General features: G+C 72.3%; 27 protein-coding genes. 10 read left to right on the top strand and 17 right to left on the bottom strand.

The features are described 5' to 3' along the window. Positions 1–44 precede the first annotated feature (44 nt). Positions 45–221 carry a hypothetical protein gene (locus SMD20_RS29120; protein ID WP_329587279.1) on the top strand — a complete coding sequence of 59 codons (177 nt, stop codon included), beginning with the start codon at positions 45–47 and terminating at the stop codon, positions 219–221. Between the two features lie 360 nt (positions 222–581). Here SMD20_RS29120 and SMD20_RS29115 read toward each other — a convergent pair whose 3' ends face one another. The 4 genes from SMD20_RS29115 to rho form a co-directional block, all read right to left on the bottom strand. Further along, on the bottom strand, positions 582–1,148 hold the full coding sequence (locus SMD20_RS29115) for a hypothetical protein (RefSeq protein ID WP_329587276.1): 567 nt from the start codon (positions 1,146–1,148) through the stop codon (positions 582–584). A gap of 10 nt (positions 1,149–1,158) precedes the next feature. After that, positions 1,159–3,249, bottom strand: coding sequence for a hypothetical protein (locus tag SMD20_RS29110; protein WP_329587274.1), 2,091 nt, complete (start codon positions 3,247–3,249; stop codon positions 1,159–1,161). After that, on the bottom strand, positions 3,246–3,497 hold the full coding sequence (locus SMD20_RS29105) for a hypothetical protein (RefSeq protein WP_091087807.1): 252 nt from the start codon (positions 3,495–3,497) through the stop codon (positions 3,246–3,248). The genes SMD20_RS29110 and SMD20_RS29105 overlap by 4 nt, the downstream gene beginning before the upstream one ends. Positions 3,498–3,562: 65 nt before the next feature. Continuing rightward, positions 3,563–4,828, bottom strand: coding sequence for a transcription termination factor Rho (rho, locus tag SMD20_RS29100; RefSeq protein WP_329587268.1), 1,266 nt, complete (start codon positions 4,826–4,828; stop codon positions 3,563–3,565). A 201-nt stretch (positions 4,829–5,029) separates the two neighbouring features. Here rho and SMD20_RS29095 point away from each other — a divergent pair, with 201 nt between their 5' ends. Genes SMD20_RS29095 through SMD20_RS29080 form a run of 4 tightly spaced genes read left to right on the top strand, consistent with a single transcriptional unit; the run spans position 5,030 to position 7,308 of the window. Next, positions 5,030–5,176: a hypothetical protein gene (locus SMD20_RS29095; protein WP_329587265.1), complete on the top strand. Its 147-nt coding sequence runs from the start codon at positions 5,030–5,032 to the stop codon at positions 5,174–5,176. A gap of 14 nt (positions 5,177–5,190) precedes the next feature. Further along, positions 5,191–5,934, top strand: coding sequence for an MBL fold metallo-hydrolase (locus SMD20_RS29090; RefSeq protein WP_329587262.1), 744 nt, complete (start codon positions 5,191–5,193; stop codon positions 5,932–5,934). Between the two features lie 26 nt (positions 5,935–5,960). Further along, positions 5,961–6,824, top strand: coding sequence for a hypothetical protein (locus SMD20_RS29085; protein ID WP_329587259.1), 864 nt, complete (start codon positions 5,961–5,963; stop codon positions 6,822–6,824). A gap of 7 nt (positions 6,825–6,831) precedes the next feature. Continuing rightward, positions 6,832–7,308, top strand: coding sequence for an NUDIX hydrolase (locus SMD20_RS29080; RefSeq protein WP_329587256.1), 477 nt, complete (start codon positions 6,832–6,834; stop codon positions 7,306–7,308). Here SMD20_RS29080 and SMD20_RS29075 read toward each other — a convergent pair. Beyond that, the gene (locus SMD20_RS29075) at positions 7,273–9,174 is read right to left on the bottom strand and encodes a sensor histidine kinase (protein WP_329587252.1); all 1,902 of its coding nucleotides are present in this window, start codon (positions 9,172–9,174) and stop codon (positions 7,273–7,275) included. The two genes, SMD20_RS29080 and SMD20_RS29075, sit on opposite strands and share 36 nt — an antisense overlap. A gap of 62 nt (positions 9,175–9,236) precedes the next feature. Between SMD20_RS29075 and SMD20_RS29070 the strand changes: the two genes are divergently transcribed. Next, positions 9,237–9,668, top strand: coding sequence for a hypothetical protein (locus tag SMD20_RS29070; protein ID WP_329587249.1), 432 nt, complete (start codon positions 9,237–9,239; stop codon positions 9,666–9,668). A gap of 5 nt (positions 9,669–9,673) precedes the next feature. Here SMD20_RS29070 and SMD20_RS29065 read toward each other — a convergent pair whose 3' ends face one another. Then, positions 9,674–10,120, bottom strand: coding sequence for a hypothetical protein (locus SMD20_RS29065; RefSeq protein ID WP_329587246.1), 447 nt, complete (start codon positions 10,118–10,120; stop codon positions 9,674–9,676). 74 nt (positions 10,121–10,194) lie between these two features. Between SMD20_RS29065 and SMD20_RS29060 the strand changes: the two genes are divergently transcribed. Then, complete coding sequence (locus SMD20_RS29060; protein WP_329587243.1) at positions 10,195–10,722, top strand: DUF6886 family protein; 528 nt, start codon at positions 10,195–10,197, stop codon at positions 10,720–10,722. Here SMD20_RS29060 and SMD20_RS29055 read toward each other — a convergent pair. From SMD20_RS29055 to xylA, 9 genes are all read right to left on the bottom strand, one after another. Continuing rightward, positions 10,688–11,659 carry a ketopantoate reductase family protein gene (locus SMD20_RS29055; RefSeq protein ID WP_329587241.1) on the bottom strand — a complete coding sequence of 324 codons (972 nt, stop codon included), beginning with the start codon at positions 11,657–11,659 and terminating at the stop codon, positions 10,688–10,690. The genes SMD20_RS29060 and SMD20_RS29055 overlap by 35 nt on opposite strands. Before the next feature lie 19 nt (positions 11,660–11,678). Further along, positions 11,679–12,413, bottom strand: a complete 735-nt coding sequence (locus tag SMD20_RS29050) for a glycosyltransferase family 2 protein (protein WP_329587238.1) — start codon at positions 12,411–12,413, stop codon at positions 11,679–11,681. 58 nt (positions 12,414–12,471) lie between these two features. Next, entirely contained in the window at positions 12,472–13,005 is a 534-nt protein-coding gene (locus SMD20_RS29045; protein ID WP_329587235.1) for an AAA family ATPase, read from the bottom strand. Further along, positions 13,002–14,630, bottom strand: a complete 1,629-nt coding sequence (lysS, locus tag SMD20_RS29040) for a lysine--tRNA ligase (RefSeq protein WP_329587233.1) — start codon at positions 14,628–14,630, stop codon at positions 13,002–13,004. Before lysS ends, SMD20_RS29045 begins: the two co-directional genes overlap by 4 nt. A gap of 40 nt (positions 14,631–14,670) precedes the next feature. Continuing rightward, entirely contained in the window at positions 14,671–14,880 is a 210-nt protein-coding gene (locus tag SMD20_RS29035; protein ID WP_329587230.1) for a hypothetical protein, read from the bottom strand. Position 14,881: 1 nt separating this feature from the next. Then, positions 14,882–16,225 carry a S8 family serine peptidase gene (locus SMD20_RS29030; RefSeq protein ID WP_329587227.1) on the bottom strand — a complete coding sequence of 448 codons (1,344 nt, stop codon included), beginning with the start codon at positions 16,223–16,225 and terminating at the stop codon, positions 14,882–14,884. Positions 16,226–16,340: 115 nt separating this feature from the next. After that, the gene (locus tag SMD20_RS29025; RefSeq protein WP_329587224.1) at positions 16,341–17,444 is read right to left on the bottom strand and encodes a Gfo/Idh/MocA family protein; all 1,104 of its coding nucleotides are present in this window, start codon (positions 17,442–17,444) and stop codon (positions 16,341–16,343) included. Beyond that, positions 17,441–18,184: a sugar phosphate isomerase/epimerase family protein gene (locus tag SMD20_RS29020; protein ID WP_329587221.1), complete on the bottom strand. Its 744-nt coding sequence runs from the start codon at positions 18,182–18,184 to the stop codon at positions 17,441–17,443. The genes SMD20_RS29025 and SMD20_RS29020 overlap by 4 nt, the downstream gene beginning before the upstream one ends. Then, the gene (gene xylA, locus SMD20_RS29015) at positions 18,181–19,332 is read right to left on the bottom strand and encodes a xylose isomerase (protein WP_329587219.1); all 1,152 of its coding nucleotides are present in this window, start codon (positions 19,330–19,332) and stop codon (positions 18,181–18,183) included. The genes SMD20_RS29020 and xylA overlap by 4 nt, the downstream gene beginning before the upstream one ends. 90 nt (positions 19,333–19,422) lie before the next feature. Between xylA and SMD20_RS29010 the strand changes: the two genes are divergently transcribed. The 3 genes from SMD20_RS29010 (at position 19,423) to SMD20_RS29000 (ending at position 21,713) form a co-directional block, all read left to right on the top strand. Next, complete coding sequence (locus tag SMD20_RS29010) at positions 19,423–20,538, top strand: ROK family transcriptional regulator (RefSeq protein WP_329587216.1); 1,116 nt, start codon at positions 19,423–19,425, stop codon at positions 20,536–20,538. Between the two features lie 22 nt (positions 20,539–20,560). After that, positions 20,561–20,998, top strand: a complete 438-nt coding sequence (locus SMD20_RS29005; protein WP_329587214.1) for a GNAT family N-acetyltransferase — start codon at positions 20,561–20,563, stop codon at positions 20,996–20,998. 79 nt (positions 20,999–21,077) lie between these two features. Then, positions 21,078–21,713 carry a hemerythrin domain-containing protein gene (locus SMD20_RS29000; RefSeq protein WP_329587211.1) on the top strand — a complete coding sequence of 212 codons (636 nt, stop codon included), beginning with the start codon at positions 21,078–21,080 and terminating at the stop codon, positions 21,711–21,713. On the opposite strand, the gene SMD20_RS28995 is transcribed toward SMD20_RS29000, so the two are convergent. Together SMD20_RS28995 and SMD20_RS28990 are read right to left on the bottom strand one after the other, a co-directional pair. Beyond that, positions 21,694–25,008, bottom strand: coding sequence for a BTAD domain-containing putative transcriptional regulator (locus tag SMD20_RS28995; RefSeq protein ID WP_329587208.1), 3,315 nt, complete (start codon positions 25,006–25,008; stop codon positions 21,694–21,696). The genes SMD20_RS29000 and SMD20_RS28995 overlap by 20 nt on opposite strands. A gap of 46 nt (positions 25,009–25,054) precedes the next feature. Then, complete coding sequence (locus SMD20_RS28990) at positions 25,055–26,434, bottom strand: PQQ-dependent sugar dehydrogenase (protein ID WP_329587205.1); 1,380 nt, start codon at positions 26,432–26,434, stop codon at positions 25,055–25,057. Positions 26,435–26,471: the final 37 nt, after the last annotated feature.

Genomic DNA, 26,471 nt, shown 5'->3' with positions numbered 1-26,471 from the left:
GAGGCGGGCTTCAGTCAGCACGCAACCGCACTGGAGGTCCAGTCATGCGAAGTACAACCACGGACCTGCGATTCGAGCCACTGGCGGCCGAAGTCCTGGGCCTGCTTGAGCGGTACGGATACCGGCTGCCCCCGGGCGATCACGTCCGCGACCTCGTGCTGGTCCGCGTCGAGGGTGCGCTCAAGAACCTTGTGGAGATCTTCGAGGGAAGGACGTGGTGACGGCGTGATGAGGGAGATGCGCGACTTCCACGGGCCGCATGCCGCGTCGCCTCTGCCAGGTCATCTGGTGCTGACCTGGCAGGAGCCGGCCCGCCGGGCGGCGCGTGTCCGTGTGGTCTCGTGGACGTGTGGATGCCGGTCGATCACGTACGAGTTGTGCGCCGCCGCCGGGCAGGGCTTCGTCCGCCGTACTGACCGGGACAAGCGGACCGTCCACGAGACAGCGTGGACGTTGATCGCGACAGCCAGACGCACCTTCGATCGGATCCTGCGCGGCGAGGCCCGATGAGCCCGACCTGGCAGGCGCGCGCGAGGACCGAGATCCGGCCGAATCTGGGCGACCGGCGTTTTCACGTCGCGCTAGCCCTGCGGCGGACCGCCGGGTTGGCATTTGAACATCTCGGCGAACCGTCGCTGAGCGATCTTCGTGAGCTGAATGAGGTCGTGGTCCTGATCTCGGGCGGGATTGCGCTTGACAGTGATGGCGATGAGCGAGTTGTTGGATCCGCAGCGGAACCAGACGGACGCCCTCCGGTACGGATACAGCCGGATATCGAAGTCGCTTATCCCTCCCTTGCCCAGTTCCTCGGGAAGTGTGACCAGGTTGCTCTGTTTCCCGAATTCGAGAAAGTTCTCGATGACCCTTGCAGGAGCTGACACGTCATAGCGGGTGATGAAAAGACTCTGTTCATCGTTGGATACAACACAGCTGTAGCCGTCAGGATCGCGTTTGTCGTCACCGGCATCGTAAGGCCCGGTGTAGCCGGTGATGTCGGCCACCGCGGCCTGCGGGATGAAGTAACAGATGTACGGGGCGCGGTCGGCAACGGAACCACGTACGGGAGCGAGGCGGGGGGTCGGAGGAGTCGTGGGCAGGTCTGGCGTGCATCCGGTGATCATCGTGACAGCGGCGGTCGCGCAGAGCAACCTTGCAAGCCTACTCATTTTGGGCCGCAGCAGCTTTGAGGTTGGCAAGGAGTTCCCCGGCTCCGACGGCGGTGGTCTGTTGGACTTCCTTGTAATCGGCCGGCACCGTGGAATTCTCTTCGATCCAGTCCACGAAGCTCTCGTATTCGTTCCTGGTCATGTGGAGTGGAGGTTTGATTCGAGGTGGGTCGCCGGTCACGAAAGGCCCCTTGAGGTCATCATGGCTGTAAGATTCGTGAGCCACGGCAGAGGATTCCATCATCTGCTTCATCAACTGCTGGACGGTCTTGTCGTTCGTCGCCGCGTCGCCGACGGCCTTGGTCATGTTTCCGCCGGCGTGGCCGCTCTGCTGCACCAGCCAGTCCCCGGCTTTCGCGTAACCGTTGCTGACGAAGTTCTCGTATATGGTGCCGGCCGCCTTGAGCCCCACCTTGCCCACCTGCTGGGCGAAGGGGATCGGGACAAGGCCGACTCCTTCCTGAACCAGTTTCCGCAACGCCTCGTCCGCCGCGTCGGCCTCCTTGCCTCGGCCGACAAGAGCCATTCGGCGTGCCTCCACCAGATGCCCCAGCGCTGTCGAGTTGAGTGCGATCACGTTGTTCAGCCAGTCCCTGTTGCGTGTCGCCATCGCCTGATCGATCTTCCCGCGCATGTCCGCGACCTGTCCGAGGAGCAGGGCCCTGTACCCCTGGTCATCGGCAGCCACATCGAGCAGGACGAGATCGAGGTCGGGCGGGTGGAAGCGTGCTGTGTTCCTCCCCTCGACGTTGCCTACGAGCTCGTTGTCGGGCAGCCGTGGATGATTCTGGTAGTAGGAGGACACGATGTCGTCGGAGTGTTCGGCGAGGATGCGGCCCATGTTGTCGCGGATGCCCGAGAGCCAATCCAGTTCGGAGGGGTTCCCGATTTCGACCTCCCCGGCGTCGTTGAACGACACGTGCGGCCTCACCTCGTCGGCGAGGATCTGTGTGGCCCTGACCGCCAGTCGTTTGGAGTCGGCGTCCGAGCCCTTCATGGCGGCCTCCATGGCCTCGCCCAGCGACTCCCCGTGATCGCCCATCGCCCACTGCGGACGCCGGTCGCTCATCAGGTACTTCAGCAGATCCCGGTCGTCGAGCAGGGCCTGGGCGCGTTCGCGCGACGTGCCCGCGACGGTCAACAACGCGGCGATCGGGTCGGCGGCGCCGATGACGTCGGAGCTCTGGAAGGGGCGGGTCTCGGTGGGGGCGGGCAGGTTGTAGACGTCGGTGTCCTTCGGCAGGAAGCGGGTGCGGTGCTGCTTCAGGTAGTCGCGGTCCCAGCGGATCATGTCCTGGCCGATGGTCTTCATGAACCACTCGCTGTACGCCTGCTTCGGCGCAGCCGCGAGGATCTGGCCGAGCGACCAGTAGCCGGGGTTCGTCAGGCCGCCCATGTCCGGGGCCGGGATCTCCGTGCGGCCCTGCTGCTTCAGCTCCTCCAGGAACTTGCGGCCGAGACGGGCGTTCGCGGCCGGGTCGGTGGCCGTGGCCAGGGCCTTGCTCAGCATGGACAGGACGTCGTGGTTCTGACGTCGGACGGCCGCGGCCGAGTCGTCGTCGGCATCGAGGGCCTTGCGCACTCGCGTGCCCATGGCGGCGGGGATCGTGAGCAGACCTCGGGGGCCGAGTTGTTCCAGGAGGGCGGTGGCGAACTGCGGGTCGGACAGTCGTTCCTTGAAGGCGGCGAGCTGCTTCAGCGCGCCGGCGTCCCCGCGGGCGGCGGCCGTGAACAGTGGGGCCGCTCGGGCCGCCTCCGCGCGCAACGCGGCCGGGATGATTCTGGCCTCGTCGATCCGCGTCATCCCGGCCGGGACGGCCGCGCCGGGCAGCGGGTTGCCGAAGACGTCCACGTCGACCTTTTCGGCCTCGTACGCGAGGTCGCGCCGCCGGTAGAGGTCGGGGGCCTGGTCGGTCAGCCACTGCCCGATCCGGCCGATCGCGGCCACGCCGGGGTGGGTGAGCTCGACCTCGTTCAGGATCGCCCGGAGCTGCGCCGCGCATTCGGTCAGGCTTTTTCCCGCATTCTGCACGCCGGATCCGAGCTGGTGCATTTCGCCGGCGTGGATGGAGGAAAAAGTCATTCGTCCCTGGGCCCCATCACGGTCTGGTGGGAGATCGTCTCGTGGAGGTGGTCGATGACTCCGCGCAGCCCCCGCCACAGCTCCGCGCGCTGGTGCGCCAGGTCTCCGGCGAACCTGTCAGCGGTCGGGCCCGTCCACGTGCGGCCGCTCGACAGCTGCAGCAGCGGCCGGTCCAGGGAATGCCAGTGCTGGTCCGACAACTCCTGCGCGCGGCGCAGCGCGTTCATCAACTCGGTACGAGTAGCCATGCTGACCTCCCACCGCAGTTGTACGTGATTCGCCCCCGCCCGGTCTCGAATACATAGCGATTCGCTCAGGCGGCGGCGGCCGTCTCCAGCAGGAAGGCGGCGTTGGAGGAGGTGCCGCGCAGCTTGTCGATGAGCATCCGCGCGGCCTGCTGCCGGTCCAGGCCGGACAGAGAGCGGCGCAGCCGCCAGACGATCTGGCGTTCCTGCGGGTGCAGCAGGATCTCCTCGCGCCGCGTGCCGGAGGCGTCGAGGTCCACGGCGGGGAACAACCGCTGCTCGGCCAGCTCGCGGGTGAGGTGCACCTCCATGTTGCCGGTGCCCTTGAACTCCTCGTACAGGCTGTTGTCCATGCGGGAGCCGGTGTCGACGAGCGCGGTGGCGAGGATGGTGAGTGAGCCGCCGCCCTCGACGTTGCGGGCGGCGCCGAAGAAGCGCTTGGGCGGGTAGAGTGCGCCGGCGTCGAGGCCGCCGGTGAGCACCTTGCCGCCGCCGGGCGCCAGGTTGTTGTAGGCCCGGCCGAGCCGGGTCAGGGAGTCGAGCAGCACCACGACGTCCTGGCCGTCCTCGACGAGCCGCTTGGCGCGTTCGACGGCCAGCTCGGCGATGGCCGTGTGGTCGCGGTCGGGGTGGTCGAAGGTGGAGGCGAAGACCTCGCCGGGGATGCCGGCGCGCATCTCGGTGACCTCCTCGGGCCGCTCGCCCACCAGCACCACCAGCAGGTGGGCCTCGGGGTGGTTGCGGGCGATCCCGGCGGCCAGCGCCTGCAGGACCATCGTCTTGCCGGCCTTGGGCGGGGCCACGATCAGGCCGCGCTGACCTTTGCCGATGGGCGCGAACAGGTCGATGACGCGGGTGCTGAGCGACTCGGTCTCGACGCGCAGCCGCTCGGTCGGATGGACGGGCACGAGCTCGGCGAACGCCGGCCGCTCCCGCCAGTGCGGCGAGCCGTTGACCGACTCGACGCTCACGAGCCTGCCGCCGGTGTACGACGCCACGACGTGGTCGCCGGCACGCAGGCCGAACTGCTTGATCTTCTCGGGGGGCACGCGGACGTCCCCCGCTCCGGGAAGGTGCCCGGCCCTGATGAACGCGTTCTTGTCGCGTACGTCGAGGAGGCCGCTCACCCGCCGGTCGGCGGAGTCCGCGCGCTGCTGCGGAATGGTGTGCACAGACATGGTGAACCTCTTGGGAAGGTGCCAAGCCCAGGTGTGGCCTGGCGGATGATGAGGAAGCCGGGCCTGCCGGACGAAGCCGGGGCGAGGCTGTGATGAAGATCGGCGGAGCTTGAAGCTCAACGCTTGAGTGGGAACATACCACACGATCCGACCCATGAAACGTCTAGCCCTCTCGGACTATTCCCGGGCGGTTGTCGGCGTTTCCCCCGCGAATCCGCGGCGTCGCGCGTGACAATTCTCGGAGGCGCAGAACCCCCAGCGCAGCGGCTTCACGGTGTCAAGTGACATGCAGGGCCCCTGCAACTTCGCCGGGGTTTCCTAGACGCAGACAGAAAAACTCCTTGGGGGAGCACCATCATGAAGACCGTCAACCACTGCCCGCGGTGCCACCACGAGCTCGACGAGGGCCCGATCATGTACCGGTGCGCCAACTGCTGCCGCGCCGTCTACGCCGCCGACCTCGAGAACGAGTACGTCGCCCCGCTCCAGCCGGTCGCCGCCTAGCTAGTCTGGGGCTCGTGCCGCACCAGCCGATCACCGTCTCCGGCGTCGAGGTGACGCCGCTCTGCGACGCCGTGGGCCCGATGGGGCCGGCGATCCGCCGCCCGCTGCCCGAGATGTTCCCCGGTTCGGGGCTCCCGGACGAGCCGTGGGTCCTGCACTTCCACTGCTACCTGCTGCGTTCCGCGACGGGCCGCCTCACGCTGGTCGACACCGGCATCGGCGGCACCGGTTCGCCGGCGGCGAGCTGGGCGCCGGTCCCCGGGACGCTGCTCGGCGAGCTGGCCGCGGCCGGCGTCGCGCCCGCCGACGTCGAGACCGTCGTCCTCACCCACCTGCACAGCGACCACGCGAGCGGCGGGGTGACCGACGACGGCCGCCCGGCCTTCGAGAACGCCCGCTACGTGCTCCAGCGCGCCGAGCTCGACGCCGCCGAGGACGGCGCGCTCGACCGGCTGATCGCTCCCGTCAAGGCGCAGCTCCAGGTCGTCGAGGGCACCGCCGAGGTCGCGCCCGGCGTGTACGTGCACCTGACCGCGGGCCACACGCCCGGCCACCAGATCGTCCGGGCCGGCGACCTCGCGATGACCGGCGACCTCGTCCTTCACCCGGTCCAGCTCGACGATCCCGGCGTGCCCTACTGCTACGACGACGACCTGGAGGCCGCCGCCCGCGTCCGCGCCGAGGTGCTGGAGCGGCTGCGGGCCGAGCGGGCGGTGCTCGCCACGTCCCACTTCAGCGAGCCCTTCGTACGTCTATGAGTCGCTGACCTGTCACGATGCCTGGCATGAAGATTCGTATCGTGGCCGGCGTCGTGCTCGGTCTCACCCTGGCGGCCCCCACGCAGGCCGTGGCCGCCGCCCCGCAGCCGCTGTCGGGCGCCGCCGTGTACGGCGGCGACCGGCTCGACCGCTACCAGGACGGCGCGTGGAGCACGCTGGCGAGGACCGGCACGCTGCCCCAGGTCGCCGCCTCGCCCGACGGCAGGAAGGCCGCCTGGGTGACGCAGGGCGGCCGGCTCCAGGTCCGTGAGGGCGGCAGGACCGTCACCCTGGCGAGCGGAATCCAGGGCGGCACCCCCTGCCTGACGCCCGTGTGGTCGCCCGACTCCACCCGCGTCGCCTACGCAGGCGGCGGTGACGCCGTCATGTCCGTCAAGGCCGACGCGAGCGCCCCGCCGCGCAAGCTCGGGAGCTCCAAGGGTGTCTGCCACCTCGCCTGGTCGGTGAACGGCCGCTACCTCGCCGGCTACACCGGCGAGGCCGACGCCGTCTACCGGCTCGACGCCAAGACCGGCAAGGCCGTCCGGGCCAAGGGCGTCAAGCAGGTCACGCACGTCCAGAGCCTGTCGCCGGACGGCCGCCGCGCCGTCGTGGAGTTCCCGTCCAACCCCGACGCGCTCGGCGACGGGAGCTGGCCGTCCGCGTTCAAGCCGGTCGTGCTCGACCTCGTGACGGGCCGGCGGCAGACGCCGAAGGTGAAGGGCCGGCTCATCGGCGCCTCCTACCTGGCCGACGGCCGCCTGGTGGTGCGGGTCGCGGGATCGCCGGCCAACACGCTGGTCGTGCTGGACGCCGCCGGCGCGGAGCTCCAGCGGCTCGCCGAGCCGGCGCGGGCGCGGAACCGGGCGCTGCTCCAGGTTCTGCCATAGTTCGTGGGTGGACGATTTCTGGGGCACGGTCAACCGGGCGGTCTGCGGGGCGGCGGCGTACATCACGGACGAGCGCGGCCGGGTCCTGCTGGTGGATCCCAACTACCGCGAGCACTGGGGCTTCCCCGGCGGCATCATCGACGCCGGGGAGCACCCCGCGCAGGCGTGCGCGAGGGAGGTCGCCGAGGAGGTGGGGCTCACCGTCAAGGTCGGCCCCCTGCTGACCGTGGCCTGGCTCGACCGGACGCCGAACGTGCCCTTCCCGATGGTCAACTTCATGTTCGACTGCGGCGAGGTGCGTTCGGACACGCCGATCACGTTGCAGGCCGAGGAGCTCGACGGCTACGGGTTCTTCACCGTCGAGGAGGCCGGGCGGCTGCTCGCGGGCCACGCCCACGCGCGGCTGGTGGCCGCCGCGGCCGCCCGGGTCTCCGGCGTGATCGCCTATCTAGCGCCCGGCCAGGGCCGGCTGATCGGCCAGTAGCGACGACGGCAGCGCCACCACCGCGGTCAGACCGCCGTAAGGGGAGGCCACCAGGGTCGCCTTGATGCCGTGCCTGGCCGCCAGCCGGCTGACCACGAACAGCCCGAGCCGCTCGCTCTGCGCCAGGTCGAACTCGGGGGTGCGGTCCAGCCGGTCGTTGAGCTCGTCCAGCTCGGCGCGGGGCAGGCCGAGCCCGCGGTCCTCGATCTCGACCAGGAGGCCGTGCGGGCTGGTCGAGGTGCGTACGTCCACCCGGGTCTGCGGCGGCGAGAAGAGGGTGGCGTTCTCGATCAGCTCGGCCAGGAGGTGGGCCACGTCGGTGACGGCCGAGCCCACGAGCGCGACCGGCGGCGTCGAGAGCACCTCGACCCGCTCGTACTCCTCGATCTCGGCCACGGCGGCGCGCAGCACGTCGTGGATCGGCACCGGGTTGCGCCAGGCGCGGCCGGGGCTCTGGTCGGACAGGATGATCAGGCTCTCGGCGTGCCGGCGCATGCGGGTCGTCAGGTGGTCGAGCTTGAACAGGTCGGCCAGCATGCCGGGCTCCTCGGCGGCCCGCTCCATGCTGTCGAGCTGGAGGAGCTGGCGATGCAGCAGCGACTGGTTGCGCCGGGCCAGGTTGACGAACACCTGGTTGACGCCGTGCCGGAGCCGGGCCTGGTCCACGGCGGCCTCGACGGCGGTCGACTGCACCCGGTTGAACGCCTTGACGATGTCGTCCACCTCGGAGCTGTGCGTCACGACCTTCAGCGGCGCGGTCTCCTCGGGCGTCGGTTTGGAGGTGTTCGTACGCAGCCGCGCGACCAGGGCGGGAAGGCGCACCTCGGCCAGCTCGGTGGCCGCGTCGCGGAGCCCGGCCAGCTCCTCCACCAGCCGCCGGCGGAAGCGCAGCGAGAGCAGGACCGAGGCGACCACCGCGATCAGGCCCACGCCGCCGGCCACGCCGACCTTGACCAGCAGCCCGATGGCGGCCGGCTTGCTCCGGCCGGTGATGTCCTGGGTGAGCCGCACCTGTTCGCGCTCGACCACGGTCCACATGTTCTGGGCGTCGACCGGCCACGTGGCCGCCGCGGCGGGCAGGCCGGCGGCCGTCGCCTGGTCCCTGATGGCGTTCTCGGCCGTCAGGAACTCCTTGTTGACGGGCGAGGCGACCAACCGCTCGTACGACCCCCGCAGCTTGTTGTCGAGCTGCGGGAGCGCCTGGTTGAGCAGCAGCCGCCGGGTCGCGACCATCCCGGTGAACGCCTCCCGCTCCCGCGCGCCCACCCGGCCGGCGGAGAGCACGACCGCGATGAGCGCCCGCTCGCGCGAGAGCATCTCCGCGGCCTCGCCGAGCATGGTCGAGGCCCGCGCCTGGCGGTAGAGGGCCGTGTCGGGCACCAGGATCATGGCGTCGTACATGCGGAAGAAGGCGTCCACGGTCGTGCTGTAGCCGTTGATGACGTCGAGCGGCGCCCTCGTGCGCGCGTCCACGCCGCGGCGGGTCTCGCTGAGCTGGTCGAGCTTGCCGAACACCACGTTGAGCTGGGTCGCCATCTCCGGCGACAGGTCACGCATGGGCCTGGCGGAGGAGCGGAAGGTCGACACGGCCTGGTCGGTGCGGGTGCGCTGCTCGGTGACCTTGCTGAGCGGCAGGTCGCCGACCATGAACTCGACCGAGGCCAGCCGCTCCTTCTGCAGCTCGGCGGCGGCCCTCTCCGAGGGCAGGGCCACGTTCGTGGCCAGCTCGCTGATCGCGAGCAGGCGCAGCCCGTCTCCGCCGGTCAGGCCCGCCGCGAACGCCCACAGCCCGGCCAGGGACAGCAGGGGGACGAGCAGCAGGACGAGGAGCTTCACCGCGATGGGACGGCCACGCTTGGGGGGCATGCGACCTCCGGGTGCATGATGAGATCGCCTCGCAGATTACACCCCCCTTCGGAAGGATTCCTGTGCGTCTCCCGCGTTCCTTCTCCGGCTGGACCATGGCGGTGTTCGGATTCCTGGCCTTCGCGCTGGGTCTGCTCGGGCTCGTCTCGCCCACGACGCTGCTGGCCATGCTGGGGTTCGAGGTCCTCGACGTACGACCTGCGGGGGACTACACGCTGGTCTACATGGCCGCCTCGTCCATGGCGGCGGTGAACATGGGCGTCTACTACCTGTTCGCGGCGGCGGCCGACTACACGCCGTTCTTCCGCTGGACCGTGCCCTTCCGGCTGGTCACCTTCGCGGTCTTCACCACGCTCGTGCTGACCGGGGCCGCGCCGGCGAAGTTCTTCGGCGTCGGGCTCTGGGAGGGCGTGGGGGCGCTGGTGACGGGGTTCGCGCTCTGGCGCGAGGGCAAACTTCTGCCCTCGCGCCAGCAGCCGCGTGACGTGGCCTGACGGCCTTACCGCCTGCTGTCCTCGGAGCCGCGGGCCACGAGGCGGTCGTCCTCGGGAACCGAGTGGCGACCGGTGTGCTCAGCGGTGTGCTGGGCGGTGTGCTCCCGCTGCGCGGGAACGCCCTTGACGGGAGCCTGCTTGGCGGCGTGCTCACGTTCGAGACGCCGTTCGAGCTCGCGCTTCTCCTCCTCCAGCCGCGCCATGCGGCTGGAGGCCTCCGCCCGCTGGTCGCGGAGGCTGCGACGCTGCTTGGCCGTACGGCGCGCGCCCGAGCTCAGCATCCAGAGCCCCGCGAGCAGGACGGCCGCCGTGACCGCCCCGGCGAGGAACATCTCGACCTGGTTGAGCTCGAAGGTGTAACCGAAGAGGATGTACCTGCTGCTCTCCTCGGTGAAGACCAGGACACCGGCGCCGACGGCGAGCAGGACCAGGATCAAACCCAGGAAGATCATCCGACTCACCCCTTGTCGTAAGAGTGGGTTTCATCTGCCCGGCGGGCGCGGGGGTATGCGCGATGATGACTTTCATGAGACCAGAGCCCGGTCAGGTGCTGCACTTCTCCGAGGACCCGTCGATCGCGCGGTTCGTCCCGCACGTGGCGGTGACCACCTCGCTGGCCGAGCCGTACGTATGGGCCGTCGGTGCCGAGCGCTGCCCCGACTACTGGTTCCCGCGCGCCTGCCCGCGCGCGATGGCGTGGGTGGGCCCGCGCACCACCGAGGACGACCGGGCCAGGATCATCGGGGCCGGCTGCGGCGAGCGGGTGCACGCCGTCGAATACAGCTGGCTGCAGGCCATGCGGGAGGTCGAGCTGTTCGCCTACCGGCTGCCGGCGAGTGAGTTCAGGCCGATCGGCGACCCGCCGCACGCGGTGGTCGCCACCGTGCCGGTCGAGCCGCTGGGCCCGCCTGAGCCGGTCGGCGACCTGTTCGAGCTGCACGAGCGGGCGGGCATCCAGCTCCGGGTGCTGCCCAACCTGTGGTCGTTCTGGAACGAGGTGACGGCCAGCAGCCTGGAGTTCAGCGGGATCCGGCTGCGCAACGCTCGTCGATGAGCGCGTTGAGCGTCTCCAGCGGCATCGAGGCGGGCGGCAGCTTCTCGCGGGCGCACCGGTCGGCCTCACGCCGCAGCACCTCGTTGACCGGGGTGGGCACGCCGTGCAGGCGGCCGAGCAGGACGATCTCCCCGTTGAGGTGGTCGGTCTCGATGGAGCCGCTGCCCCTGGCCAGGCTCTGCCACGACGAGCCGCCGCCGCGCCGGACGCCCGCGATCGGACGGACGTCCACCTGGTGGCCGCGCACCGCGGCCTCCTCCTCGGGGGTGGAGTAGGGGATGCCGGCCCGGTCGAGCACGGTCCTCGCCTCCGCGCGGGCGCGTTCGACCAGATCGGCCATGCCGTCGGGATGGCCCACCAGGGCCTCGACGGCGTTGCCGAGGTTGCCGAGCAGCTTTCCGTGCTTCCAGCGCATCACGTCGGGGGTGGCGCGGGCGGCGAGCCCGTGCTTGCCGAGGTCGGTGACGATCTGCTCGGTGAGGTCGTCCACACCCTGGGGATAGCGGCCGACGTGCAGCATCCCGGTGCAGGGCTGCGCGTACGCGGCCACCACCCCGGGCTCCAGGTGCTGGGCGGGCAGCCACACGCACATGCCGTAGACGTCGGGGAAGCGCCGCAGGACCTCGCGCTCGTTGGCGACGCCGTTCTGCGCGCACACCACGGGCAGGTCGCGGGACCAGCCGTCGAGTGCGGCGACGGTGTCCTGGGACTTGGTGGCCAGGATCAGCACGTCGTCGGCGCGGGCCGGCACCGGCCCGCCCGCCGCGGGGATCCGGAGGGTCTCGGCGCCCTCCGGCGTGACGAAGCGGAGTCCGTCGGCGCGTAGTGCCGCCAGATGGGCGCCTCTCGCGACCAGGAGGACGTCATGTCCTCCCTGGTGCAGGCGCGCCCCGATGGCGCCGCCGACGGCCCCCGCTCCGATCACTATGTAGCGCATCGTTGCAGGATGCCATCCGTCACTCCGCGAAGGCGACCTGGGTGTGCCCCTGTATGGAGGCGCGCCCGGACCGCTCCCGGAGGATCGTGCGCAGCACCCGCAGGCCGTCGCGGACGGCGTTGAGGTTGCTGGTGCCGTGGATGCGGGAGCGCTCGTGGCTGGGCACCTCGCTGATGACGAGCCCGGCCTTGGCGGCGCGGACGTTCATCAGCGTCTCGATCTCGAAACCGTCGCAATCGAGGTTCAGTGCGTCCAGGTGGCGAGCCCAGAAGGCGTTGTAGCCGTAGCAAAGGTCGGTGTAGCGGGTGCCGTAGAGCAGGTTGGTCAGGCCCGTCAGGGCCTTGTTGCCGAGCGAGCGCACCGGGCTGAGGTCGTCGGAGCCGCCGCCGGGCGCGTAGCGGGAGCCCTTGGCGAAGTCGGCGCCGGCGAGCAGCGCGTCGACGAAGCTGCGGATCTCCCGGCCGTCGGTGGATCCGTCGGCGTCGATCATGACGATGATGTCGCCCTTGGCGGCCTGGAAGCCCTCGATGAGCGCGTTGCCCTTGCCGCGCCGGGTCTGCACGACGACCCGCAGGTCGGGGCGCAGCTTCCGCGCGACGGCGACGGTGTCGTCGGTTGAGTTGCCGTCGACGAGTATCACCTCGTCGATCCATTCGGGCAGCGTGGCGAAGACGTGGGGCAAGTTGTCGGCCTCGTTCATCGCGGGCACGATGACGGTGACGCTGACGTCGGCGGCGGAAGGCTGCATGTTCATGACTTCAGATTCTCCACAGCGCATGCAGTCCGCTTGACAGCGCCTTGCATAGATCGTTCTATGATTTGACGATTATCGCTTCATCCCATCTAGTGATGATTTTGGCGACCGTCTCCTCGGGGGTTTGCTCCGAGGTGTCCAGCCATAGCCCGAGCCGCGGCGTTTCGCGGCGGAGCACGTCGTCGAGCATGGCCGGGGTCCATCCGCCGGCGTAACCGGTCTTGGCCCGCCCCCGCTCCCGCTCCGCCACCACCTCGGGCCGGGGGGCCAGCACGACCACGTGCAGAGGGCGGGTGCGGATCAGGCCGACGAGGTGCTCCAGCTCGGCGCCGAGCACGACGTCCTGGACGACCGGGGTGAAGCCGGCCTCGGCGTACAGGTCGGCGGTGGTCGCGGTGAGACGATAGCGCAGGCGGAGCTGGCGGAGCGCCTCTTCGGACGGGTCGGGGGTCATCTCGGCGCGGCCGGAGACCACCATCCGGCGGAAGGCGTCGCCGCGGACGTGGGCGGCCCGCGGCAGGCGTTCGGCGAGCCGCTGGGCCACCGTGCTCTTGCCCGAGGCCATGATGCCGGTGATGAGGAAGGCGGTCATGCGCCCACCAGCTTGCGTACGCGGTCGGCGCCCACGGCGAGCAGGAGCGTGGGCAGGCGCGGGCCCGTGTCGCGGCCCACGAGCAGCCGGTAGAGAAGGGCGAAGAAGGCCCGCTGGGCGGCCTTCAGCTCCGGGGTCGCCGCGGCGTCGGCGGGCAGGCCCGCCTGGAGCTTGGGCACGCCGTACACGAGCGTGGTCAGCCCGTCCAGCGACCAGTCGTCGAGGCCGTCGGCCAGCAGCCGCAGCGACTCGCGCTCGTCCGGGCCGAGCGAGTCGAGCAGCCCCTCGTCCGGCTCCTCGCGCACCCGCGTGCGCTGGTCGGCGGGCAGGTGCAGCTCCACCCAGCGCTGCGCCCGGTCCAGGCGCGGCGCGGCGGCGTCAAGTCCGGTGACGCCGTCGAGGTCGCGCAGGATGCGCAGGGTCTGCTCGGCGTCGCCGGTCGTGATGTCGGCGATGGAGGCCAGCGTGCGGTAGGGGACCGGGTGCGAGGTCGCCGGCAGCGGGCCGTCGGCGGTGGTGACCGCCCGCTCGTACGCGGCCAGCTCGGCCGGCTGCCCCTGCCCGGCGGCGACCTTGCGGCCGAGGGCGTCCCACTCGTCGTAGAGCCGGTGGATCTCCTGGTCAAAGGCGATCTTGAAGGACTGGGCCGGCTTACGGCGGGCGTACAGCCAGCGCAGCACCGGGGCCTCCATGATCTCCAGGGCGTCGGACGGGGTCGGCACGTCGCCCTTGGAGCTGCTCATCTTGGCCATGCCGGTGATGCCGACGAAGGCGTACATGGGGCCGATGGGCCGTTCGCCGCCGAACACCTCGCCGACGATCTGGCCGCCGACCGTCCACGCCGAGCCGGGGGAGTGGTGGTCGACGCCGGACGGCTCGAACAGCACCCCCTCGTACGCCCACCGCATCGGCCAGTCGACCTTCCACACCAGCTTGCCCTGGTCGTGCTCGGCCAGGCGTACGGTCTCGCCGAAGCCGCACTCGCAGGTGTAGGCCAGCTCGGTGGTCTCGTCGTCGTACGCGGTGACCGTGGTGAGGTCGCGCCCGCACAGCTCGCAGTAGGGCCGGTAGGGGAAGTATTCCCCGGCCCGCTCGGGCTCCTCGGGCTGCTCCGCCTGCTTGGTGCGGTGCCGCGACAGCACGGCGTCGATCGCCGCCCGATCGCGCATCGCCCGCAGGATCCGCTCCCGGTAGGCCCCCGAGGTGTACTGCTCGGTCTGGCTGATCATCCGGCACCGCACGCCGAGCGCGGCCATGGCCTCGATCATCGGGGCCTTGAAGTGCTCGGCCCAGTTGGGGTGCGGGCTGCCGGGCGGCGCGGGCACCGCGGTCAGCGGCTTGCCGATGTGCTCCGCCCAGGACGGGTCGATGCCCGCGGGCACCCGGCGGAAGCGGTCGTAGTCGTCCCACGACAGCAGGTGGTCGCAGGGCACGCCGCGCCGCCGCAGCTCGTCGGCCACCAGGTGGGGGGTCATGATCTCGCGCAGGTTGCCCAGATGGATCGGGCCCGAGGGGCTGAGACCGGAGGCGCAGACAATCGGGTGGCCGGTGCCGCGCCGCTCCGCCTCGGAGATCACCTCGTCCGCGAACCTGGACACCCAGTCGCCTTCACCACGTTCAACCATCGGGCTATTGTCCCGGTTCTGGATGGTCGGAGCCAACGGATCAGCCGGGTTCGATCGGCGGATCCGAGAAGACCTGCCCGCCGACCCGGCGGCCGGCCTCCTCCGTGACGCGCAGGACGTGCAGCCCGGCCTCGGGAAGGACGGGCACCAGCCCGTAGCCGGTGTCGACGTCCTCCTCGGTCAGGCCGAGGGCGTCCAGGGCGTCGGCGAGGGTGGCGCCGGGCGGCAGGCGGACCTGGAGCAGGATCATGTCAGGCCGCGCGGGCGCGACTGAGGGCGGCGACCGCGGAGGGCGGGTCGATGATCCCCCAGCCGTAGTCGTAGTCGTAGCCGACGGTGCTGCGGTCGTCGGCCGTGCGGTTGAGCTGGGTGCGCAGCTGCTCGGGGGAGAGCTGCGCGGCCGGGCGCGTGTTGCGGACGGCGGCGACCACCCCGGCCGCGACGGGGCAGGCGGCGGAGGTGCCGCTGTCGGCCTCGCCGACCGCGCCCGAGCCGGCGAAGTGCGTGTAGGCGCACAGGTCGGGCTTGCGTTCCGCGAGCCGGCCCGGCCCCTGCGAGGAGTAGCCGACGCGCTCGCCGCGGACATTGACCCCGCCGACGGACAGCACGTCGGGATGGCCGTTGGCGCCGACGATCGGCCGCTCGCGAAAGCCGCAGCGCCCGTCGGGGCAGTCGCGCCCGCAGTTGCCGGCCGCGAAGACGATGTCGGCGCCCGCGTCGGCCAGGCTGCCCACGATCAGGTTGAACGGGTGCGCGGGGTTGTCGGAGTAGTTGCCGGGGTGGCCGGGCGGCAGGTCGTGCAGAGGGCTGAACAGGCCCCAGCTGTTGGAGACCACCAGCGACCTCGACTCCTCCGGCATGGCGTTGAGCACGTCGCGCAGGTGGGAGTAGGCGGCGACGGCGTCGGAGAGCAGGCCCGACATGTCGCCCTGCCGCGAGAGCAGGATCGGGATGTCGAGCAGGGTGGCCTTCGGCGCGGGCAGCAGCGCGTCGAAGGCGCACATCGTGCCGTGCTCGACGGGATAGCGGCCGGGGGTCTTGCGAACCCCTGGCGGCGCCCAGCTGCGCTCCGCGTCGATCCTGACCTCCTCGCCGAGGACCGACCGGACGTGCGCGGCGTTGATGCCGGTGTCACAGACGGCGACGGTCACGCCCTCGCCGTCGTGGCCCTGCTCCCACAGGTCGGAGGCGCCCAGCAGCCGCCTGACCTCCTGCCAGTCGCCGGCCGGGCCGTCGCCGCCGCAGGTGGGGCCGGCCGGGCTGATCCGCGGGTCGGCGTAGACGCCGGCCACGTCGCGGACCGCCGACTGCAGGCGGGCGAGCCTGATCGGCAGCTCCGAGTCGGGGATCTCGCCGCGGACCAGCACCGAGGCGTGCTCGGGGGACATCGAGAACTCCACGCGAGAGGAGAGCGAGAGCGGGCCGCCGTGGGCCGCGCTGGGCCGGGCGCGCGGCACCGCCACCGGGCCGTACGCCTCGTCGAGCAGGACGCCGGGCAGGTCGGCGACGACGTCGGCCACCGAACTGGCGACGCCGGGGTCGAGCACGGACGCCACGACGTCGGCCGCCGGACGGAGCTGGATCAGGACACGCATGTGATCACCTTCGGGAAGAGACGAGCGTGGTCGTTCGATTACGCTCCGTGATACATGCACTGACCGGCCTTTGGCAATGCCGGGGGGCGCGGGTACGACCCGCGCCGCCCCGGTCTCACGCCAGGGTCGCGGCGTGCGGGTCCCAGCCGTCGGGCAGCGGCTCGGGCGCGGTCAGGGTCGAGGTGATCGCCCGGAACTCGCCGCGCTCGCCCGCCTCGGCGATCGCCGTCATCAGCTCCAGCACGTGGTACGCCAGCTCGCCCGAGGCCCGGTGCGGCGTGCCCGCCCGCAGCGACCTGGCCAGGTCCAGGACGCCGATCCCCCGGCTCGTGGTGGTGCCCGAGACCGGCAGCTCGCGCCAGTCCGTGTCGTGCGCGCCGCGGGCCAGCAGCGGGCCCTCGAAGGTGTTGGGATCGGGCAGGGAGAGCGCGCCCTCCGTGCCGATGATCTCGATCATCCTGCGGTTGACGGGGGAGTCGAAGCTGAACGTGGCCGCCGCCGTCGCCGTGCCGGGGAAGTCCAGCAGGGCGTTGACATGGGTGGGCACGTCCACGGGGAATGTGGTGCCCGCCTTGGGGCCGGAGCCCACGACCCGCTCCGCGCGGGCCCTGCGGGTGCTCGCCGCGACCCGGGCGACCGGGCCGAGAAGGGACACCAGGGCGGTCAGGTAGTAGGGGCCGAGGTCGAACAGCGGGCCGCCGCCCGGCTGGTAGAAGAACTCGGGATTGGGGTGCCAGGACTCGGGGCCGAGGCTCTGCGTGGCCGCCGTGACGGCGACCGGCTCGCCGATGAGGCCGGAGCGCAGGGCGTGCAGGGCGGACTGCAGCCCGGCGCCTAAGAACGTGTCGGGCGCGCCGCCCGCCCTCAGGCCGCGCGCGGCGGCCTCGGCGAGGATCGCGGCGCCCTCGGCGGGGTTCATGGCGAACGGCTTCTCGCCGTACACGTGCTTGCCGGCGCGCAGCGACTCCAGCGCGACGGCCGCGTGCGCGGCCGGCACGGTGAGGTTGACGACGAGCTCGACCTCGGGCAGCGCGAGCACGTCGGCGAGCGAGCCGGAGACGGGCACGCCGTGCTCGCGGGCGACCGCGGCGGCCCGCCCGGCGTCGAGGTCGGCGAGGGCGAGCACGCGCACGTCGGGGAACGAGGTGAGGTTGCGGAGGTACTGGCCACTGATGACACCGGCGCCGACCAGGGCGACGCCGACGGGGCCTGCGGTCAACGGGCCTCCAGTGAGGTGAGGTAGGCGTGGCTGTCGGCCAGCGCGGCGAAGACGTCGGTGGCGCACTCGTCGAGCTCGACGACGCGCCAGGCGTCCGGCGCGGCGGCGAGCACGGCGGGCACGGGCATCGCGCCCGCTCCCACGGCGGTGTGCGGCTCGCCCTTGACCACCGGGCCGTCCTTCACGTGCAGCGCGAGGACGCGCCCTGCCAGGCGGCCGAGCAGGGCGGGCACGTCGGCGCCGCCGACCGCCGCCCAGTAGGTGTCGATCTCCAGGAACACCTCGGGCGCGAGCAGGTCGGCCAGCGCCTCCAGCGCGTGCCGGCCGTCGATTCGCGGCTCGATCTCCCACCAGTGGTTGTGGTAGCCGATCCGTACGCCGTGCCCGGCCGCCCGTTCGGCCAGGCCGTTCAGCAGGTCGGCGGTGCGCCGCAGGCCGTCGGTGGTGGTGAACTCCTCGTGGGGGATGCCGCCTGGCACGATCGCCAGATCGGTGCCGATCGTGGCGATCGCGTCGAGGACTGCGGTCGTGTCCTCGGTGAGCAGCGCGTACGCGTGCGTGGCCGACACCTGTAACCCCAGGTCGTCGGCCACCCTGCGGAAGCCCTCCGGGTCGGCGGTCGGGTCGTACGGCTCGACCGCCGCGTAGCCGGACCCGGCGAGCCGCCGCAGCACGGCGTCGCGATCGGCGGCCAGCGCATCCCTGACGGTGTAGAGCTGGACGCTGATCGGCGTGCTCATCCGCGTACCCCCATGAGGTGTTCGAGCGCGAGCTGGTTGAGCCGGGTGAAGTGGAAGCCGCGGGCGGCGGCCGCATCGACGTCGAAGTCGTCCTTGGCGAGGTCCTGCCAGGTCTCGCCGGCGGCGAGGGTGGGCTGGGCCAGCTCGGTCACGCGGGAGGCGGCCAGGGCCTCCTGGACCTCGGGGTCGGCGCGGAAGGCGCGGGACTTCTCGCGCAGGATGAGGTAGGTGCGCATGTTGGCGGCGGCGGAGTCCCACACGTCCTGCGCGTCCTCGGTGCGCAGCGGCTTGTAGTCGAAGTGGCGCGGGCCGTCGTAGCCGCCGTTCTCCAGCAGGTCGACCAGGAAGAACGCGCTCTTGAGGTCACCGTGGCCGAAGATCAGGTCCTGGTCGTACTTGGGGCCGTGCTGGCCGTTGAGGTCGATGTGGAAGAGCTTGCCGTGCCAGAGCGCCTGGGCGATGCCGTGGACGAAGTTGAGCCCGGCCATCTGCTCGTGGCCGACCTCCGGGTTGAGCCCGACCATCTCGGGGTGCTCCAGCTCGCCGATCAGGCCGAGGGCGTGGCCGATCGTGGGCAGCAGGATGTCGCCGCGCGGCTCGTTGGGCTTGGGCTCCAGGGCGAAGCGGATGTTGTAGCCCTTGTCGATGACGTACTGGCAGAGGAGGTCCAGGCTCTCCTTGAAACGGTCGAGCGCGGCCTTGACGTCCTTGGCGGCGTCGGACTCGGCGCCTTCGCGGCCGCCCCAGCACACGTACGTGGTCGCGCCGAGCGAGGCGGCGAGGTCGAGGTTGCGCATGACCTTGCGGAGGGCGTAGCGGCGTACGTCGCGGTCGTTGCTGGTGAACGCGCCGTCCTTGAAGACGGGGTGCGTGAAGAGGTTCGTGGTGGCCATGGGGACCTTCATGCCGGTCTCGTCCAGGGCCTTCCTGAAGGCGGCGATGGCCTTGTCGCGGTCGGGCTCGACGGCGAGGAGGTCGTCGTCGTGGAAGGTGACGCCGTACGCGCCGAGCTCGTGGAGCTTGTGGACGGTCTCGACCGGGTCGAGCGGGGCCCGGGAGGCGTCGCCGAACGGGTCGCGCGCCTGCCAGCCGACGGTCCAGAGGCCGAAGGTGAAGCGGTCGTCGGGGGTCGGGGTGAATGCGGTCATTTTCCTGCGCTCCAGGTGTTTAGTCCATAATCTGTACATAATCCTGAGGAGGTGGACCGGGTGTCGTCAAGAGGAGTGCGGCATGATTCCATGCGCGCCCGTAACCTGGCCGTAGTACTCGACGCCATCCACCGCACCGGACCCCATACCCGCGCGGCGCTCGCCGAGCGGACCGGGCTCACCAAGACCACCGTCTCCAGCCTGGTCGCCGACCTGCTGGAGGCCGGCGTGGTCAGCGAGCGCGGCGCCGTACGCGGCGGCGAGCGGGGCCGGCCGGGAGTCGCGGTCAGCCTGAGCGGGCAGCGCGTGGCCACGCTGGGGCTGGAGGTCAACATCGACTACCTGGCCGCCTGCGTGGTCGATCTGACCCGCGCCGTCCGGCTGCGCCGCACCCGCCCCGCCGACAACCGCAACTCCGACCCCGCCGAGATCCTGGGCCTGCTGCGCGCGCTCGCCCGCGAGACCATCGAGGCCGCCGAGGCCGGCGGGCTGCGCGTCATGGGCGCCGCGCTGGCCGTGCCCGGCACCGTGGAGGACGGCGTGCTGCGGAGCGCGCCGCACCTCGGCTGGCGGGACGTACGGGTCGCCGGCCTCGCCGGCGACCTGCCGCTCGCGATCGACAACGAGGCCAACCTGGCGGCGCTCGGCGAGCTGTGGTTCGGCTCGCGGGAGGCCGACTTCCTCTACGTCTCCGGCGAGATCGGCATCGGCGCCGGCCTCGTCGTCGGCGGGGCCCTGTTCAGGGGGACGTACGGGCTGGCCGGCGAGCTGGGCCACGTCGTCGTCGTGCCCGACGGCCCCGCCTGCCGGTGCGGCGGGCGTGGCTGCCTGGAGGTGTACGCCGGTCAGGACGCGCTCCTCGGCCCCCTGGAGTCGGTGACCGCGCTGGTCGAGCACCTGGAGGCGGGCGAACCGCGGGCGCTGGAGGCGTGCGCGCGGGCCGGCCACGCGCTCGGGGTGGCGCTCACCTCCGCCGTGCACCTGCTGGACCCCGGCAGGATCGTGCTCGGCGGCGTCTTCGCCCCGCTCTTCCCCTGGCTCGGCGGGCCCGTGCGGGACGGGCTCGGCGCCCGGCTCGCCCAGATGCGCGGCACCCCGCCCCCGCTCGTCGTGTCGGGGATCGGCGCGGACGCGGCGGTGCTGGGCGCGGCCGGGCTGGTCATCCAGCGCATCCTCGCCGACCCGGCCCAGGCGCTCGGCCTCTGAACCCCGTCCCTACGATGACGGGATGTTGATCGAAGAACGGGAGCTCGGCGACGCGGAGCTCGGCACGCTGCTCGACGCGGCCTACGCCGAGCTGGTGGCCCGCTACGGTCCCCAGGGGCGCTCGCAGGTGCGGCCGGGGGCCCGGTTCCTGGTGGCGGTCGTGGACGGCCTGGCGGTCGGCTGCGGGGCGGTGCAGCAGCTCGACGCGGTGACCGGCGAGCTCAAGCGCATGTACGTCATCCCCGCCCACCGGGGCCGCGGGATCGCGACGGCGCTGCTCGGCGCGCTGGAGGAGCTGGCCGTGAGCATGGGCCACCGGCGGCTGCGCCTCGCCACCGGCCTGCGGCAGCCGGAGGCCATCGCGCTGTACGAGCGGTGCGCGTACACGCTGACCGAGCCCTACGGCAGCTACGCCGACGCGCCCCTGACCCGCTGCTACGCCAAGGCGCTCACCCCCTAGCGGTCGCCAAGTCGACACCAAGAAGGGCCCAAGAGCGGCGGCGCACCCTGGTGGCATCCCCTAGCAGAGGAGCGGCCCCATGTCGCCCAACACGATCGGATTCCGCATCACCCACCGGGCCATGCGCGGCGACACGCGCCGCCTGTCCCGCACGATGGACAGCATCGCCGCCGGCGACGAGCGGGCCGACGCCGCCCGGCTCAAGGCCATCGCCACGTTCGCCACGAAGCTGTGCGCCGGCATCCACCACCATCACAAGGCCGAGGACGACGTGCTCTGGCCGGTGATCGTCCGCTCGGCCGGGGCCGAGGTGGACCTGACCGACCTCACCGACGACCACACCCAGCTCGACCCGCTGCTGGACGAGATCACCCAGGCGGCCGCGGGGCTCGGCAAGGACCCGGCCGCCGCCAGGCGCCTGGCCAAGACCCTCGGCATCCTCGCCGACCTGCTCGACGAGCACATCGAGGAGGAGGAGCGGCTGCTGTTCCCGATCATCGAGAAGTACGTCTCCGAGGCCGACTGGCACAAGGTCGAGACCGAGGTGCGCAAGGGCGGCGACACGGCCTTCGACCTGCCGCGCATCGCCCAGTACGCCCGCCCTGACGAGCTGGCCGAGCTGCGCAAGGCGGCGGGGCCGGTGCTCGGGGCGCTGATCGCGGTGTTCAGCCGGGGGCACCGCCGCCGCCAGCGGCTCATCTTCGGGAGCCTGTGACGTCTTCGAGGCTTTCGCGGGCGGCCGCGGCCCAGTGCGGCGAGCCGATCCGCTCGGCGACCTCCGCCGCCCGCGCGTAGTGCGCGCCCGCCACGGGCAGCTCCAGCAGCCGGGCCAGGTCGCCCAGCACCTGCGCGACCGGCCCGAGCGTGACCGAGCCGCTGCTGAGCCCGGCCACCCGGTCCTCCCAGGGCAGCAGGGTGTCGTAGCAGCGCGCGGCCGTCTCGCGGTCGCCGAGCGCCACCGCGGTCTGCGCGTGCATCGTCTCCCACAGCAGCCAGTAGTAGTCGCGCGAGTGCCGCTCGCCGGGCCGCCAGACCCGGCGGGCCGCGTCCGGCTCGCCGACCGTGGTCAGGGCGCGGGCGTACAGCTCGCGGGTCCCGGGGTTCGGCAGGCGCGTGTACAGGGCGGACAGCTCGGGGAGCGAGTCCCGTACGTCGCCGCGCGCCAGGCGCACCGTGAACCTGCTGAGCATGCCCATGGCCTCGGCGTTCACCGCGCCGCGCTCGGCCATCTGCCTGGTGATCGCGGTGTACGCCTCCTCGGCCGCGTCGAAGTCGCCCTCGACGAGCTTGCGCAGCGCCCCGAACAGCGACAGGACGACCAGCGACAGGCCGAGCTGGCCGCTCGTGGAGGACGCAAGGCCGGCGTCGGCGTGCCGGCCCGCCGCCTCCAGGTCGCCCCGGCCGAGCGCGGCCATGAGCAGCGCGAAGTGGGCCAGCGTCAGGTAGCCGACCAGCCGGTGCGCCCGGCCCAGCTCCAGCAGCTCCTCGCCCAGCGCGGCCAGCTCCTCGCGCCGCTCGGGGGAGAGCAACGAGAAGTAGCGGGCGTTGAGCGCCAGGCACAGCAGGTCGGGCCGGCCCAGCTCGCGGGCCAGCGCCACCGCCTCGGCCCCGGCGGCCTCCACCCGCTCGTCGTCGTGGCCCTCCACGGCGAAGACCAGCGCGGCGAGCAGCCGGCAGCGCGCCTCCGGCCCGTGCCCGGCATCCAGCTCCCGCTCCACGGCCGCGACGAACTCCGCGTCGTAGCGGGTGTCGGGCTGGATCGTCCAGATCACCGGGGCGTCGTACGAGGTCAGCGCGCGCACCCCCGGCGACAGCAGGACCGCCTCCGCCCGCGCCTCGACCGCCCCGGCCACGTCGCCCGCGTGGCCGAGCGCCGACACCAGGCCGCACAGCAGCTCCAGCCGGGTGTCGTCGTCGCCCGCGTACGGCAGCGCCGCCCGGTACAGCGCCGCCGCCTCCCGGTGCGCGTGCAACCCCGACGCCTGCGCCGCCGCCGCCCTGGCGTGGCCGACCGCGCCCGGCGCCCCGGCCTCCAGCGCGTGGTGCGCCAGTGCCGCCACCTCGCCCGGCCGCAGCCGCTCCAGGGCCGCCACCACGCGCCCGTGCAGACGGGTACGCCGGATCCGCGCCGTGTCCTCGTACAGCACCTCCCGCACCAGGACGTGCGTGAACCGCACCCGTCCCGGGCCGGGCTCGGACAGCAGGCCGGTCATGACCCCGGCCTCCAGGCCGTCGAGCACCGTGTCCTCGTCGCCGTCCTGCAGCGCGACCAGCACGTCCACGTCCGCGTCGCGGCCGACGACGGCGGCGTTGCGCAGCACGGTCTGCGCCGTGGCGGGCAGGCGGGCGATCCTGCGCCTGATCAGGTCGCGTACGCCGGGCGGCAGCGCCCGCGTGGCCCCCGGACCCTCCGAGGCCAGCAGCCGGGCGATCTCGCACACGAACAGCGGGTTGCCCAGCGTGCGCTCGCACACCGCGCGTACGGTCGCGGCGTCGGGGGCTCGCCCGGTGTGGCGTTCCAGCAGCTCGGCGACCGCGTCCTCGCCCAGTCCTGACAGCTCCACGTGCCTGCTGCCCGCCGCCAGCGCGGCCAGCGTCGTGCCCAGGTCCTCGGTGGTCTCGGCGGGGCGGAAGGTGGCCACCACCAGCAGCCGGGCGGTCTGCGGCAGGTGGCGCAGCAGGTGCAGGGTCTCGCCGTCGGCGCGGTGGACGTCCTCCAGCACCACCAGCAGGGGCGCGCAGGAGGCGAGGTAGCCGGCGACCGCCCTGGCGAGCAGGAACTGGTTGGGGATGGGGACGCCGTCGTGCAGCAGCGGGGCCAGCCCGGCCGGGTCCTCCGGCGGGAGCTCTTCAGCGAGGGTGCGGACGATCTCGCTCCACGCCCACGCGGGCGGGGCCCCGCCGTCGGTCTCCGGGCAGCGGCCGAACGCCACCCGCCAGCCGCGCCCGGCCAGCTCGGCGGCGAACGCCTCGGCCAGCGTGCTCTTGCCCGCGCCCGGCTCGCCGCCCAGCCAGACGGTGCGGTGGGTGGGCTGGGCGGCCTCCTCGCGCAGGATCGCCAGCTCGCGGGCGCGGCCGACGAGCAGGGGGGCTCCGGGGGCCGCCGCATGCTCCGGCCGTGGGACCGGGTGGCCGGGGTGGGCGGCGGGCTGGGGTTGGGCGGTCGCTTGGGGTTGGGCGGGCGGCCTGGGCGGCTCCGGTGCGTTGAGTGTGTCGGCGTGCCGGAGTATGTCCTGTTCGAGGGCCCGCAGCTCCGGCCCGGGGTCCACGCCCAGCTCGTCCGCCAGCCGCTCCCTGGCTCGCCGCAGCACGGTCAGCGCCTCCGCCTGCCCGCCCGCCCGGTAGCAGGCCAGCGCCAGCAGCCGTACGCCGCTCTCCCGCAGCGGGTGCCGCTCCACGTGCCCGCGCAGCTCCGCCACGACCTCCGCATGCCTGCCCAGCAGCAGCGCGGCCTCCGCCCGGTGCTCGACGGCGAGCAGCCGCAGCTCGGCCAGCCGCTCCACCTCGGGTACGGCCCACTCCTCGTCGGCGAACTCCTCGTACGCCGCCCCGGTCCACAGCCCGAGCGCCCGGTCCAGCAGCTCGTACGCGACCGCCCCCGCCCCCTGACGCAACGCCGCCCCCGCCTCCTCGACGATCCGGGGCAGCCGCCAGGCGTCCACGGCGTCGTCCGGCAGCCGCAGCCGGTAGCCGGGCGGGGCGCTCACGACGACCCGGGCCGGCGCGCGCGGCGGCCGGTCGGGCTCCAGGACGCGGCGCAGGTTGGAGACGTACACCTGGAGCGCGGCCAGCGCCTTCGGCGGCGGCTGCCCCCGCCACAGGTCGTCGATGAACCGGTCGGTGGACACGACCTGCCCGCCGGCCACGGCCAGCCGCGCGAGCACCGCCCGCTGCCTGGCCGGTCCGAGGTCCACGGCCCGCTCGTGCGCCTCGGCCTGGAGCGGGCCGAGCACGCGGAGCGTGAGCGCCGGCGGTTCCTCCTGATCCGGCGGGAACGGTCCATGTGTCACCCGCACAGAGTGGGGCAAAAAGTGAGCTCCTGGCAATCCGCGGCCGTCAGGCGCAGCGGTAGCCGGACGGGAGCTGCGTACCTGTGGCGGACCGGATCGCCTGGAACCCGAACGTCGTGCTCTGCCCCGGGCCCAGGGAGCCGTTGTGCGCGGCGTTCCGCGCCGTCACGGTCTGGCCGTTCACCGTCAGCACGGCGTTCCACGAGCTGGTGATGGTGTGGCCGGCCGGCAGCGTGAACGTGACCGACCAGCCGGCGATCGCGGCGGTGCTCGTGTTGGTGACCGTCACGGGCTGGATCACGTACCCGTTGCCCCACTGGGTCTGGGTGGTGGCGGTCACGGCGCAGGTCTCCGGCTGGCCGACGCTGGTCGGCGGAACCCGGATGATCCGGTCGTCGGCGGCGACCGGAGCGCCACGGCCGTCCCGGTTGCTGGTCGAGAGCCACAACCAGCCGTCCGGGCCCACCGCGGCGGCCCGCAGCCGCCCGTACGCGCCCTGCAGCTCGGCGACCGGCGTGCCCGCCGTGCCGGTCGGGGTGAGCGGCACCGCCCACACCCGCTGCCCGCGCAGCGCCGCCGCGAAGAGCGTGCCGTTCGCGTACGCCAGGCCGCTCGGCGACGCCTCCGCCGTCGTCCAGGTGACGATCGGGTTGCGGAAGGAGGTGCCGGAGCAGACGCCCTCACAGGTCGGCCAGCCGTAGTTGCCGCCCGCCACGATCTGGTTGATCTCGTCCCAGGTGTTCTGGCCGAACTCGGAGGCGTACATACGGCCCTGCGCGTCCCACGCGAGGCCCTGCACGTTGCGGTGGCCGTAGCTGTAGACCGGCGAGCCGGGGAACGGGTTGCCGGCCGGCACGCCGCCGTCGGGCGTCAGGCGCAGGATCTTGCCCGCCAGGCTGTTGAGGTTCTGCGCGTTCGCGGTGGTGTTGGCGTCGCCGGTGGAGACGTACAGCATGCCGTCCGGCCCGAACGCCAGCCGTCCGCCGTCATGGATCGTCGCGCTCGGCACGCCGGAGAGCAGCACCGGCTGGGTCTGGGGGGCGGTGAGCCGCAGCCTGACCAGCCGGTTGTCCCCGGCCGTGCTGGTGAAGTAGGCGTACACCCAGCCGTCCTGCGCGTACGTCGGCGAGACGGCGATCCCCAGCAGGCCGCTCTCGCCCGACGCGCTCACCCCGCTGATCGTGGCGACCGCCGTGGCCGGCTGCCCGGGGCGTACCTGCATGATCCGCCCGGTGCCCCGCTCCGACACGAGCGCGCTGCCGTCCGGCAGGAACGCGATCGCCCACGGCACCTGCAGCCCCGTGGCCGCCACCTCCGCCCGGCTGAAGTCGAACCCGCCTGCCGCCTGTGCCCGTGCCTCGGGCGCGGTGACCAGGAACGCGAGCAGGGCCAGGACCAGAGCCGGGATGACGCGACCGCGCCGCATGACGGACTCCTTGACCGGATCGGGACAAACCGCCGTC

This window comes from Nonomuraea sp. LP-02, from assembly GCF_036289125.1.
GTDB classification, from domain to species: Bacteria; Actinomycetota; Actinomycetes; order Streptosporangiales; family Streptosporangiaceae; genus Nonomuraea; species Nonomuraea bangladeshensis.
The sequence above is the reverse complement of the archived record's forward strand: the minus strand, read 5'-3'. Positions and strand labels throughout refer to the sequence as shown.